Origin of the sequence: Paraburkholderia sediminicola, assembly GCF_046027825.1 — a bacterium.
Classification (GTDB): Bacteria; Pseudomonadota; Gammaproteobacteria; order Burkholderiales; family Burkholderiaceae; genus Paraburkholderia; species Paraburkholderia sediminicola_D.
Genome location: NZ_JAQQDU010000150.1, coordinates 1 through 13884 on the forward strand (window position 1 = coordinate 1; position 13884 = coordinate 13884).

At 61.6% G+C, this 13884-nt stretch carries 7 protein-coding genes and 3 pseudogenes; 8 read left to right on the top strand and 2 right to left on the bottom strand.

Annotated elements, in window-relative coordinates:
* Positions 1-103 precede the first annotated feature (103 nt).
* Positions 104-997: a LysR family transcriptional regulator gene (locus PQQ96_RS39840; protein ID WP_408302572.1), complete on the bottom strand. Its 894-nt coding sequence runs from the start codon at positions 995-997 to the stop codon at positions 104-106.
* A gap of 98 nt (positions 998-1095) precedes the next feature.
* Here PQQ96_RS39840 and PQQ96_RS39845 point away from each other — a divergent pair, with 98 nt between their 5' ends.
* From PQQ96_RS39845 to PQQ96_RS39870, 6 genes and pseudogenes are all read left to right on the top strand, one after another.
* The gene (locus PQQ96_RS39845; RefSeq protein ID WP_408302574.1) at positions 1096-2421 is read left to right on the top strand and encodes an MFS transporter; all 1326 of its coding nucleotides are present in this window, start codon (positions 1096-1098) and stop codon (positions 2419-2421) included.
* Positions 2422-2783: 362 nt separating this feature from the next.
* Complete coding sequence (locus PQQ96_RS39850) at positions 2784-3437, top strand: response regulator (protein ID WP_408302576.1); 654 nt, start codon at positions 2784-2786, stop codon at positions 3435-3437.
* Positions 3438-3586: 149 nt separating this feature from the next.
* Positions 3587-4279 (top strand): response regulator, encoded by a 693-nt coding sequence (locus PQQ96_RS39855; protein ID WP_408302578.1) that lies wholly within the window; start codon positions 3587-3589, stop codon positions 4277-4279.
* A 111-nt stretch (positions 4280-4390) separates the two neighbouring features.
* Positions 4391-5036: pseudogene (locus PQQ96_RS39860) on the top strand (response regulator).
* A 243-nt stretch (positions 5037-5279) separates the two neighbouring features.
* Positions 5280-5995: pseudogene (locus PQQ96_RS39865) on the top strand (aquaporin).
* 32 nt (positions 5996-6027) lie between these two features.
* The gene (locus PQQ96_RS39870; protein ID WP_408302579.1) at positions 6028-10482 is read left to right on the top strand and encodes an ATP-binding protein; all 4455 of its coding nucleotides are present in this window, start codon (positions 6028-6030) and stop codon (positions 10480-10482) included.
* Positions 10483-10700: 218 nt separating this feature from the next.
* Here the strand turns inward: PQQ96_RS39870 and PQQ96_RS39875 are convergent, their stop codons facing one another.
* Entirely contained in the window at positions 10701-11636 is a 936-nt protein-coding gene (locus PQQ96_RS39875; RefSeq protein ID WP_408302581.1) for a LysR family transcriptional regulator, read from the bottom strand.
* A gap of 500 nt (positions 11637-12136) precedes the next feature.
* Between PQQ96_RS39875 and PQQ96_RS39880 the strand changes: the two are divergent.
* Positions 12137-13263: pseudogene (locus tag PQQ96_RS39880) on the top strand (porin).
* Positions 13264-13449: 186 nt separating this feature from the next.
* Positions 13450-13884 (top strand): CHRD domain-containing protein, encoded by a 435-nt coding sequence (locus PQQ96_RS39885; protein ID WP_074285469.1) that lies wholly within the window; start codon positions 13450-13452, stop codon positions 13882-13884.

Here is a 13884-nt window from a genome sequence, read left to right on the forward strand (position 1 = left end):
CGCAGGCAAACAAACCAGGCAAAGTTCAACACCACAGGCATACAGAAAACAAGCGCCGCGCAGGCAAAAAACCATCGCAGCCCCTACATCGACGCCCACTGCGTCAACTAAAAAGCCGCATCAACGCCGTGCGTGCATTGCTGACAAGTTCGCTTTCGCCGATTCGCCCCGGCAACAGATGAAACTCAACGGGAGGTAGTGCGGGCAACCCGACACTCGATGGGCAGGCCACCACGCCCCCACCGATTGACGATTCGTTCAGGCAGGAAATGCCCAGCCCCGCCTTCAATGCCAGTTGCAGCCCGGCCACGCCGGACGCCGAATGCGACACCAGATACGGCACCTTGTGTTCGTCGAGGAGCTTCACGACGAAGCGTTGCAACTGGCAACTCGACGGCAGCAATACCAGCGGATAAGGCGTGGCCGGCCGAGGACTGGCATCGGCCGCACTGACCCACAGCAGTTTCTCGCGCCGCACCACCGTGCTTGGCGCGTCGGCGTCGGCACGCCGGCTGGTGGCGCGCGTGTTCCTGGTGACGAGCCGCAACGAGAGGCCGATGTCGTACGACGCATCGTCGCCGGCGCTGCCGTCGATCACGGCACTCGGCAGCACGGTGACGTGCAGCTTCAGGCGTGAGTGCTGTTCGGAAAAAGTCTTCAGGATGCGCGCGATGTCGAGCGGACGGTAGTAGTCCGTGATGGCGATGCGCAGTTCGCCGTCGAGCGAGCGGCCGTGCAGGTCTTCGAACGCCGCCTCGCTCATTGCGATGATGCGCTGCGCGTGATCGAGCAGGCGGCTACCGGCCGGCGTGGCGGTCACCCCCTGCTTGCTGCGCACGAACAGTGTCTGGCCGGCGCGCTCCTCGAGTTTCTTCAACTGCTCGCTCACCGACGATTGCGACAGGAACACACGCTCCGCACCCGCCGAGACGCTGCCCGATTCGGCGACGGCGACGAAGGTGCGCAGCTGCGTCAGGTCAAATCCGCGTTGGCTCATGATTCGGCATATCCGATGGAAGTCATCTGATTTTCCGGCTTTTCCGATGGTTAACCCAGCCGTAGGATACCTCCAATTCATTCATTGCGGAGGTTGTGATGGGAAACGAATCGATTGCTGCCGTGCGGGTACCGGGTGCGCGTGCAGCAAGTCATCGGTGGAAGGTGCTGGGAGTCGGCTTTGCGGCGAACGCGAGTTTTTCGGCCGCTTTCTCCGGGATTCCGACCACGGCCGTGTTTTTGCGTTCGGGCTATCACCTCGGTAACGACGGGCTGGGGCTGGTGCTCGGCATGCTCGGTCTGGGCATTGCGGTCAGCGAGCTGCCATGGGGCCTCCTGACCGACCGCTGGGGCGACCGCCGCGTGCTGCTGCTCGGACTTCTTTCGACTGCTGTGGCACTGGCCGGGCTGGCATTGTTCGTGGTGCCGTCCGGCACCCATGTGCCGAGCGTGGCGACGCTCGCGCTCGGCTTATTGCTGGTCGGCCTGCTTGGCGGCAGCGTCAACGGCTCGAGTGGCCGAGCCGTGATGGCCTGGTTTCGCGAGGGTGAGCGCGGCCTCGCGATGAGTATCCGGCAGACCGCGGTGCCGGCCGGCGGTGGACTGGGGGCGCTGATCCTGCCGGTGCTCGCCTCGAGATTCGGCTTTGCCAGCGCGTACACGGTGTTGGCGCTTGCGTGCGCGATTACGGCGGTGTTTGCCTGGTGCTGGCTGCACGAACCTTCGCATGCCGAAGGGAGTGGTGCGGGTGCGGCTCGCCACGCGAGCGCGGTGGGTGAAATGGGTACAACGCCGACGAAGGTTTCGCCGTTACGCGACATCGGCATCTGGCGTGTGGCGCTCGGCGCCGGCGCATTGTGCGTGCCGCAACTTGCCGTCGTGACATTCGGGACCGTCTTCCTCCACGATTTCAGCCGTGCCGGTGTGCTGGCAATCAGCGTGACGATGGCGGCGATGCAAACGGGGGCGGCGATTGCGCGAGTCTGGAGCGGTGCGTGGACCGACCGCCGCGGCAATCGACGTGCTTACATGCGTGCCTGCAGTGTGCTGACCGCGGTGCTGTTCGCCTCGCTCGCCTTGGTGACGGGCCTGGCTGGCCTGCACCACGCGGCGATGACGGCGGTGTTCGCGCTGATGATCGTGCTGGGCGGCGTAAGCGCATCCGCATGGCATGGCGTGGCCTTCACGGAACTCGCAACGCTCGCAGGGACGAGTCGCGCAGGTACCGCACTCGCGATGGGCAACACCTGTGTCTTTCTCACGCTGTTCCTGACGCCGCTCGCGATCCCGCCGTTGTTGTCGGTGGGTTCATGGCCCATGGTCTGGGCGGTAGCCAGCGTGTGCGCATTGATCGCGCTACCGGTCTTTCCGCGTGCGGCTCACGCTAGCAAGCTGACGGCGGCACGCGCTTGTGATGCCACATGATGAGGTAATGGTGGCCGGCGGCGTGATGCTGCCGGTCCCATTGGTCAATTTCCATGCGATGGGGGCGGCGGAGCGCGCTCTCATCGCTGCTTTGTTTTTCAGCCGTCAATAAACAACGAGAAAAAACTTTCGCGTATTCAATATGCATAAATACGCACTCCTACTTTGATAGATTCGAGATGGGCCATCAAATAGTTAACGGGTTTCGGAACGATCCGATTTTCGCCCGGTTGAAGTGGTGGTTTTATGGCCGACCCTGGCATGTCATCCCAGGCCGGGAGGCCGTCAAAGCAAATGTGACGCGTGTGGGATTTATCCTGCGCGTTCGCAGAATAGACCTACACCAACCGAGAGAAGTCATAGTGAAAATTCGAACCATTCTGGCGGACAATCATCCTTTCGTTCTACTTGGCGTTAGAGCTGCACTGGAAATGCATGCCAGTGTCACCATTGTCGGCGAAGCAGCTACACCCACTTCCTTGATAAAACTGTTGCAACGCACGCCGTGCGACGTGCTCGTCACCGACCTGACGATGCCAGAGGCGTCTGGCGCGGCTGAAGATGGCTTGGATCTTGTCCGGCGAATCCGACCGTGCTGGCCGTTGGTGCGCATTGTCGTGATGACAGCGCTGACGAACTCCGCGATTCTGCGTGCCATCGTGTCAGATGGTGTAGTCAGCGCGCTCAGCAAAATGGAAACAATGGACGAGCTTTGGCAAGCAATCGAGGCGGGCGGAAGAGGGGATGTCTACGTAGGCCGTTCCATCATCGAAGCGCTTGCCCAGCCCGGGGATGAAGCCTGCGATCTGCCGCCAGTTTCACGGTTGTCCCGCAGACAGGCGGAAGTGATAAGCATGTTCGTGCGTGGCCAATCGATCTCCGAGATCGCGGACGTGCTCGGATGTCATCGCCGTACCGTTACCCGTCAAAAACGCGAAGCAATGGCTAAACTCGGCGTCGCCAATGACCCCGGTCTTTTTGCTTATGTTCGCGCACATGGAGTTTATGGAAGTTAAATCGCATAGCTAATCAATTATTAGAGTGGATTCATCGACCTATTTAAGAGCGATCTTATATTAATTCTCCGGAATGTGTTTAATGATCGCGGGAGGGCCAGTTGCTCCGGAGAGAGCGACAGGGAATCTAGGTAGGGGGGAGAAAGACGATGAACGATAACGCTGACTTAAGCACACCTGTTCGAACCATCATCGCGGACGATCATCCACTGGTTCTGTTGGCGATCGAAAATCTGATGGTGGGTTATCCGGATATGCAAATCGTCGGCCGCGCTGCCGACGCCACAGAACTTTTTAAGGAAGTCGATCGGATTCCGTGCGACCCGGTTCTCATGGACCTCTACATGCCGGGAGGCTTCAACTGTGACGGACTGGAAACAGTCAGGCAGTTCAAGGTCCGCTATCCCGAAGTCGCACTCGTCATCCTCACTATGGAAACCGAAGCGGCCGCGCTGAGAAAGGTCATCGCGCTCGGTGTCGATGGGCTGATTAGCAAACGCGACCGGATCGATCTGATTCACGTGGCAGTTGTCACGGCACGGGCTCGTGAGTGCTATCTCGGGCCGGCGGTGCGCGCGCTGATAGCCGACGCAACGGTCGCGCAACGGCTCGATTTCGCCCGGCAGATGTTGTCGCGCCGCGAACTGGAGGTGTTCACAGAGTATGCCTCTGGGCTTGGTGCAACAGAGATCGCCGCGCGTTTTGGGCGCAGTGTCAAGACAATCAGCGCCCAGAAATGTACCGCGATGCGCAAGCTTGGCCTGCACAGCGACGCGGAGTTGTTCCGCTTCGCCGTCGAGCACGGCGTGATCTCTGAAGATTGCCTGCAAAACCGGCGCTGAGCCGACGAGAGGTCGTGCCGGTCTTGTGGCATGACGAACAGAAGATGCACTTGGCATAGCCCGGGGATGCACGTCGCGTGCAGGGAGTGCCAGTCGATAAGACAACAAAAAATGACACAAAAGATCCGAGTCATCGTGGCCGACGATCACGATTGCGTTCGTGTGGGCGTTATGCGTCTGCTGCAAGGGACACCGCACATCGAGATAGTCGGCGAGGCGCCCGATACCCAAACGCTGGCCGAATTGCTCGACACCCATGCGTGCGACGTCGTCGTGTCGGACATAGGCATGCCGGGCATTCACGGCGCCAACAACGCCGTGTCGTTCCTGCGCCGCCTGTTGCGGACCCGGCCGCTTCCCTGCGTCGTCATCCTGACGATGATCTGCCATGCACACATGCTGTCGGGACTGTTGCACCTCGGCGTGGGAGGAATCGTCGACAAGCGCGATACCGCCACGGCGCTAATCGACGCGATCGAGGCAGTCCTTGCCAGAAATGTTTATCTCTCGGATCACGCGCGCGTCGCGATTGAAGCGTCTGACACCCCCCCTGCAGCCACGCGCGGGTGTGTTGAGCGTACGCGAATGGGAGGTCTTCCAGCTTTATGTGCAAGGTCTCGCCGTCCACGAGATTGCGGAGCGCCTGCAGCGCAGCGGCAAGACCATCAGTACGCAGAAGCGTAGCGCGATGCGCAAGCTCGGTCTCGAGACAGAAAACGACCTCATCGATTACGCGAGACAGATAGGGTTGGCCTGACAGTCGTGTGAGAAAACTGACCTCGACAATCGATGGTTCTTAAGACTTTAGGAGTCTTCTGATTGGTTGGGTGACGTTGCCGCTTCATAGTTCTGAATAGTCTGAGGCTCGCGTTCCAACGCCGGCCTGACGAAAGCAGTTGTTTCGTCAGGCTGTGCAGTGCCGCGCCTGGAAAATTCAGGCAGATGTATGGCGGCTGGCGTGCGGCGCCGTCTGCCATTCGCACAAATACTGGGAGGCGGGATGATGGCGCTAGGCAAGCGGTTATTGGTCGAGGGGGTCGGGACAGGCTGGGTGGTGTTCATCGGCTGCGGCAGCATTGTTTTGAACACCGGCGCGGTGCAACAAGGCTACGGCGTGCTCGAGGTGTCACTCGCATTCGGTCTCGCGCTCGTCACGGCGAGCTATGCATTCGGCGCCATCTCCGGTGCTCACTTTAACCCGGCTGTCACGATCGGCTTCACGGTCGCGCACCGTTTCCCGGTTCGGGATCTGCTGCCCCACATTGCCGCCCAGATTCTCGGGGCCATCGCGGCCGCCCCGGCTTCGACCTGGTCGCGAGCGAATTTGCAGCGAACGGTTTCGGCGACCATTCTCCAGCCGATTATCAACTTCATTCTGCACTCGTCGTCGAGCTTGCACTCTCGTTCGCTTTCGTCATGGCAAGCCTGATGATGGCCGGTCGGCGAAAGTTGCGGCCGATCGCACCGCTGGTCGCCGGCGCGTGTCTGGTGATCGTGTACATGGTGTCGATTCCGGTGACCAACGGCTCGATCAATCCCGCTCGCTCTACCGGTCAGGCGTTGTTCGTCGGGGACTGGGCACTCGACCAGCTCTGGCTGTTCTGGGCTGCGCCGCTGCTGGGCGGCGTCGCCGCCGGTGCGCTGTTTTCATTTCTCTACGGCAAGTCCGGCCGGCATACGGCGTCGCTCGCTCACAGGCAGGGCGAAGTCGCGTGAGCGCCGCCTGGTTTCATATCATGGATCCCTTGATGAAACTCCAACGCGGTGTCGCGGCGAGGCGGATGGTGCGACGTGTATCGCAGCGCCTGCTTGTCGTGTTCGCGTTTGTCGTCGCGCAGATGCACCCGGCGGTGGCCCAGCCGTTCGCCGGGCCGTCGTATCCGCAAGTCGCGGGCGCATTTCCTGGCAAATTGACCGTCGGTGTGCTGACTAATGGATGGATGCCTTTCGACGGGCTTCAGGATGGCCAGCTAACCGGGTTGAGCGGCGACTATCTGCGCGCGCTGGTCGGACAGAACGTGGTGATCGAGTCCAAAACGTTTCCCGATATGCCGCAACTGCTTGCCGCGGCTTGCGCCGGCAAGGTCGATCTGGTCATGAGCCTCGCTCGCACGCCCGAGCGGGAACGCTGCTTGAGCTTCACCGCGCCATACTTTCGGGCGTCCGCATCGGTGGTGGTTCGCCGCGACGGCGATGGGTACGCGAGCGCCGCTCAGCTTGCCGGCGCGCGCCTCGCGGTAGAGAAAGGGTTTGCGCTGGAACGCTCGTTGCGCGAGCGCTTTCCACGTGCCCAGCTGGAAACCTTCCCAAGTACTCACGCGGCGCTCCAGGCTGTCGCCCACGGCAATGCCGACGCCTATCTCGGTTTTAGGCCTGCCGTTCAGTACGCCTTGACCACCGAGGAATTTCGCGGACTGCACGTCGCTTTCGAGGAGCGCGGCAGAATCGCGGACTTGCGTTTTGCCGTGCCGCGCAACCGGGTGGCGTTGCGTGACCAACTCGACCGCGCGCTCGCGTCGATGAATCCGGCCGACGATACGGCGATCCGCGTGCGCTGGCTATCCGGCAGCTTCGACGCGCAAGCAGCGTCCGCTGCCCGGCGCCTCGTGCTGACACCGGATGAGCAAGTCTGGCTCCGTTCGCTGCCGCCGTTGCAGGTGGGTTTCGATAACGGCTGGCCGCCCTTCAGTTATGTCGACGAGTCCGGCCATCCTGCCGGCATTGCCGCGGAATATCTGGACTATCTGAGCCGTGCGCTGGGCGTCGTGTTCAACCGCGCGCACACGGCCGACTGGCCTGCGACCATCGCAGCGTTTCAGCACGGCGATCTGGCGATTCTGGCGACCTCATCCAGCAACGATCCACGTCTGAAGAGCGCGCTGCACACCCGTGCCTACGAAAGCTATCCGTTCGTGATTGTCGGGCGTGAAGACGAACCGGCCGCACGCGCCCTCAACGATTTCGCCTCGCGGCGCATTGTGGTTTCGTCGCATATCGCCGGCTCGATTCCGCTCGCGCTCGACAATATTCCGGCCGCCAACATCACTGTCGCGCCCAGTCTGGATGACGCGCTCAAGATGGTCGAGAACGGCCAGGCAGACGTACTGGTGGGCAACGTAGCCGCCGTCGATATCCTGCTCAAGCAACGTTACGCCGGTGTCCTCAAGATCCTCGGCACGGTTGGCGGATCCGATGCGCTCGGCTTCGCGGTGCGGCCTGATCTGGGCCCGCTCGCTAGTTTGATCGACCGGGCGTTGCTGGCCATGCCGCCGGCCGAGAAGCAGCGCATCCGGCAGAAATGGGTGACCGGCAATACGGGAGAGCAAGGGACATGGAGCGTGAACGCTGTGCGCCTTCTGCCGCTGTTGATCGGCATCGGTATCGTGTTGCTAGTCACGCTGCGCGCTTATCTGCTGCTGCAACGCGAAGTCAGGCTGCGCAAACAGACCGAACGCGAACTGGCGCTACAACTGAACTTTCAGGAAACCATGATGGAGATGGTTCCCTATCCGCTCGTCGCCAAAGATCTGGAGGGGCGCTACATCGCGATCAACCGGGCATACGAAGACGCGTGTGGCTTGCGCCGCGAAGCGGTGATCGGACGCACGACCGTAGACGTGCAGACATGGGGCGAAGCCAACAGCCACGTTCTGGATGAACTCACCCGCAAGATGCTGACAGGCGCCGAGCCGGCACAGGCGGAACTCCAGTATGAACGCGGCCCGGGCGACCAGCGGCACGGCTTGTTCTGGACACGGATCTGCCATAGCAGCGACGGCAAGCCGAGTTGTGTGCTCGGAACGATGGTCGACATCACCGATATCCGGCGTGCTGAAATGCTCGCGCGCGAAACCGAGCGGCGCCTTTTCGACGTCACGCGCTCGTTGCCGGCCGTCGTGTTTCAACTGCGCCGCACCGCGGACGGGGCCTATTCGTTTCCCTATGTCGGCGGCGATACGCGACATCTGCTGGGTGGCGACCGCGCCTCCTCGGCGAGCCGCGACGAGATCGATTTCAGGCGCGTATGCGAGGAAGACCGGCCTTTCGTGCTGGCCGAGCTGGAACGATCGGCGCGTTGCGAAATGCCGGTGAATATGGAGTTTCGCTTCGACGTGGAGCATGGACTCAAGTGGGCGCGCGCGGAACTGGTGCCGCGTCGCGAGAAAGATGGCAGCGTTGTGTGGAGCGGCTATTGGGTGGACGCGAGCGCCGAGCACGCGCGGTCCGATGAACTCGCGCGAGCGCGTGACGTGGCCGAAGCCGCCTCGCGCGCAAAAGATGACTTTGTCGCGATGATGAGTCACGAAATCCGTACGCCTATGAACGGCGTGCTCGGTCTTGTGGAAGTGCTGGAGCGCACGCCGCTCAATGCGGATCAAGGGGAAATGCTGAGCATGATCCACGAGTCGGCGGGGGCATTGCTGCAGATTCTGGACGACCTGCTCGACTATTCGAAGATCGAGGCGGGACGACTGACCATCGAAGCCGAACCCATCGATATGCGCGAGCTGGTCGATAACGCCGTCGGTTTGCTCGCGGGCCGCGCCCACGAAAAGGGTCTGAAGGTCCGCGTGGATATCGCGCCCGACGTTGCGGCTACGCTGCGCGGCGACAGCGTGCGATTGCGGCAGATCCTGTTCAATCTGCTCGGCAATGCCATCAAGTTCACGCCAGAGGGCGAGGTCGACGTGCAGGTGGCGGTCGTCGATCAGACCGGCGGCGCGCAGACGCTCGAGATCACCGTCGAGGACACAGGCATCGGTATTGCACCGGAGGTGCAGGCGCGTCTGTTCGAGCCGTTCGTGCACGCGGAATCGTCGACCACCCGCCGCTTCGGCGGCACCGGTCTAGGCCTGACGATCTGCCGCAAGCTGATCGACCTGATGAGCGGCACCCTCGAATTGCAAAGCGAACCTGGGGTCGGTACGCGCATGATTGTGCGCCTCACCATGCCTGTGGCGTCGCAGCGTTACTCCGTGAGCGGTTTGCGCGGCAAGTGCGGCGTCGTGGCGACGGGTGACGCGCGGGTCGCGCAGGCGTTGATGCATTTTGGGCAGGCGCTCGGACTTGAGTTGCGCCGGGTATCGCCCGATGCGGCTGAACTCGGTAATCCGACTGCGCTCGCAGGCGTGGATATGATTTTCGCGAGTGAGGATGTGGTGCTGCCTGCCAGCATCGGGTCCGGTTCGCGGATCATCTGTCTGACCGAGAAACCGAAGCCGACCGGCTACCGCATCATCGACAACAACGTGCGCGTCAGTATCAACCCGATCTCGTGGCGCGGCCTCGGTGCGGCGTGCGCCGCGGCGATGACGGGGCTGCCTTCGGTGGCGCCGCGCTCTGCCGGCATGGCGCGCGTGGCTGAAGGCGCCACCGTGCCGCCGGACCGTGAACGGGCCATTGCCAGCGGACGGCTGATCCTGGTGGCAGAGGACCATCCGGTCAATCAGGAGTTGATCCGTCATCAACTGGCCTTGCTCGGTTTTGCCTGCGACGTGACGAACGACGGCGCCGAGGCACTGGCCGCGCTCGAACAAACCAGCTATGGATGTCTGATCACGGACTGCCACATGCCGAACGTGTCCGGCTACGAGTTGGCGCGGCGCATCCGGGAGCAGGAGCAGGGTGGCGCGCACCATCTGCCGATCCTCGGTATTACTGCGAACACCGCGCCAGAAGACCTGAAGCTATGCCGTGACGCGGGCATGGATGACTGCCTCGTCAAGCCGACGCGGCTCGCTACGCTGCGCGACTACCTGAGCCGGTGGTTCGGCACGGATAGCGCATGGCAGACCGCACCCGCCGAAATGGTTAGCGCGCCGCCGGTTTCCGGGCCGGATGCGTGCGGCGGCCCCGAGCCATTCGTTCCGGTCGACCTCGGTCACATGACGCAGTTATGGGGGAGCGAATCGACCGTTAAGGCATTGCTCGATTCATTCGTTTCTTCGGTGCGCGAAGACGTGCAGGCATTGGCGCCGCTACTCGAGCGCGTCGAGGTTGAGCGTCTGCGCGAGTGGCATCATCGTGTGGCAGGGGCGGCGAGCGTGCTGCAGTACCCGCCATTGCTCAACGCGTTGGAAGACTACCGCCGGGACATTACCGTCAAGACGCCGGAACGCTTGCGCAGCGACGGGCTGGCGTTGGCGAGCAAGTGCAATGCGATGCTGGATGGCATCGAGGAGCAGGCCGCATTACTGGCGTGACGTTTTGTCGCGCAGCAGCGAGGCGAGACTGTAGCGCCTTGCCCGGGTAATTGCATTCGCCTGCTCGGGAATGCATACACGCAGCGAATCGGGCAGGCGAAAAAAAACGCGGCCGAAGCCGCGTTAAAGATTTGGAGACATCCCTCGATGAAGGAGTCACTTCTCGCAGTCGGAAGCATAACCGGAGCTGCGTAAAAGATTCATCACAAAATGCGCAATTAACTGTTTGTAAATATCGATGAAAGCGTTGATCCGGCTCTATTTCGAAAATAGTCGACGGTGAATTCGACAAATGAGCGCGTTTTGGCGGATACGTGCCGGCGCCCGGGATACACCAACGAGACTTCCTTGTCTGCCCCTTTGATCCGGTAGTCCGGCAGCACTTGCACAAGCGCACCGTTTATCAGGTCTGCGGAAACGTGATTCTCCGGCAGGATGGTAATACCCATGTCGGCGAGCGCCGCCTGGCGCAACATCACCGCGTTGTTGACCGCGTAAGTAGCCTCCATGTTGGCGGTTTCCTCTATTCCGTTGGCGTCGACGAAACACCATTGCGCGCTGTGAACATTGGCTGACGGCGCCAGAAACGGGTGCGCAGCAAGTTGCGCAGGGGTGAGCGGCGTGCCGCGCGCGGCGAGGTAGGCTGGCGAAGCAACGGCCACCGAGCGGACCTTGAATAGCGCTCGCTTGATCAACGTGCCGCCTCTGACCTGCCCCGGGACCACGATGCCGACGTCGAAACCCTCTTCAATCAGATCCACTGGCCGATGCAGCAGTGTCACCGACAGTTTGACTCGCGGGCACTGCAAGCGATAGCGCTCCAGCAGCGGCGTCAACCCGGATAGCGAAAACGACGCAACCGCCATCAGTTTCAGCGTACCGGACGGGTCGTTCGCTCGTCGGGAGACACTGGATTCCATCGTTTCCAGTTGTTCAAGGAGTTGCCGGCAGCCGTCGGCGTAGGCGAGACCCGCTTCGGTCAGCGACAGGCTGCGCGTGGTTCGGTTGACGAGTCGCGTATCGAGGTGCGTTTCGAGTAGGGCGACATAGCGTGTCACCACCGCATTGGAGATATCCAGACTCGCTGCCGCGCGCCCGAAGGAACCGTTTTCGGCGACTTTCAGAAAGACGCGCATGGCCTGAAGCTGATTCATCGTGACAGTGGGTTTGAGCGGGAACTGCGTGGGTGTGTGTAGGGGCAGTGTTCGGTTGAACGCGTGACGAGCGCGGACCGACTGCCGTCGTTGCGAGGTGCAGTCAGGTGGCGCACGCGTGAGGGGAGCATGGTAATCGCTGGGAAAAATGTGCGGCGCGAGAACCGGACGAATCGCTGTTGAGAGAATTCAGATTGGGTCATGTGGTGGAGCCACAACGCTTTAATTAGATAAGTATCGCTAAATATATGTAGAGGTAAATGACCACGCCTTGTGGATCAAGGCTCGCCGACGCTCTCTGGCCGAGTTTTCGACTAATTCAAAAAATCTTTTGCGCGAATGCGCGTGGTGTCTCTGAAAGTTGGACACCTAAACTCCGCTCTGCAGATCAAGCCGGTGTGCAGTGAACGCTGCTGGATGCAGCCCGTCCCCAGCCTTCAATCGCGCCAAGCAAATAAATCGAGTCGAAGACTCAATAACCACACGTTATTTGGAACACGATGAAAAAGATCCTGATTCTCGCGGCGGTCGCCGCGACGTTCGCTAGCGCCGCCAATGCGCAAAGCAGTGTGACGCTGTACGGTGTCGTCGATGCCGGTTTTACGTATGTGAACAACGAAGTCTCGGCCAGCGACGCGTCGAAGCATGGCGCCTCGTATGGCCTGACGAGCGGCAATTTGTCGGGTAGCCGTTGGGGCATGCGTGGCCGTGAAGATCTCGGCGCCGGTTACGCGGCAGTTTTCACGTTGGAAAACGGCTTTAACGTGGGCAATGGCACCGCCGCGCAAGGTGGCCGCAGCTTCGGCCGCCAGGCGTTCGCCGGTATCTCGAGCGACTACGGTACGGTTACGCTGGGTCGTCAGTACGACTCCGTGGTCGACTATCTCAGTCCGTTGACGGCAACTGGCAGTTGGGGTGGCACGTACTTCGCACACCGTGGCGATAACGACAACGCCAATGCGTCCATGCGCGTCAATAACTCGGTGAAGTTCCAGAGCGCGAACTACGATGGCCTCTCATTCAGCGGTCTGTATGGCTTCTCGAACCAGGCTGGCGCCTTCGCGAACAATCGCGCCTACAGCGCGGGCATGGGCTATTCGATCGGTGGCCTGAAACTGGCGGCCGGCTACTTGCAGGCTCAGGGGGCCGGCGGCAATGCGAACGGCGCAATCCAGGACGGCGCACCGAACATCGGCGTGGCGGGCGAACGTCAACGGCAGCGCACGTGGGGCGCCGGCGGCAGCTATGCATTCGGCCCGGCAACGGTCGGCCTCGTCTACACGCAAAGCCGTTTCGACTTCGCGTCAACGATGCGTCAGTGCGTTACAACAACTACGAAGTCAACGCGCGCTATAACCTGACGCCGGCGCTCGCATTCGGCGCGGCTTATACCTACACGCAAGCGTTGCAGCACGCGCCGGGCACGTCGAACGGCTCGAGCCACTGGAACCAGTTCGGCCTGCAGGCTGACTACGCGCTGTCCAAGCGCACTGACCTGTACGCTGAAGGCGTCGCGCATATCGGCGCTGACGGCAACGCGGTCGGCGCGCAAGTGTTCGGCACCGACGCACCGTCGTCGAGCAAGAGCCAGGTGGTGGTCACGACGGGTATCCGTCACCGCTTCTAAAGCGTTACTGTGGGAAGAGAAAAGCATCGCTCGCGGTGCTTTTTTCGTTGATGCTTGCGAGCGCCAGGTGCGGCTATGTCATTTGGCCCTTACGCAAACAGCCTCGACGGATTTGCACTAGTATGTGGTGGCTCCGCGCGTCGCCGACATTTCGGTGCGGCGGTGCATCAAAGTCCGGAGAAGACCATGATTGCGCTTCGAAAACTGAATTTTGCCGTGGTGGTATGGGCGTTGGCGTCGGGCGTTGCCTTCGCGGATACGGTGGCGTTGAAGGCCGATCTCGAGCCGTCGAGCGAAGTGCCGCCGCGCGTGAGTCACGGGCACGGCATGTTGAACGCCACCTTCGACACGTCGACCAAGTCCCTGCAATGGACGGTCACCTATGAAGGGCTGAGCGGCCCGGCCACCGCCGCGCACTTCCACGGTCCCGCGCCGGTCGGGCAGAACGCCAAGGTCCAGGTGCCGATCGCAAAGGATGCGCTCGCGAGCCCGATCAAAGGATCGGCGGCGCTCACCGAACAGCAGGTGACGGATCTGATGGCGGGGCAGTGGTACTTCAACGTCCATACCGAGCAGAACCCGACGGGCGAGATTCGCGGACAGGTGTTGCCGGCGAACTAG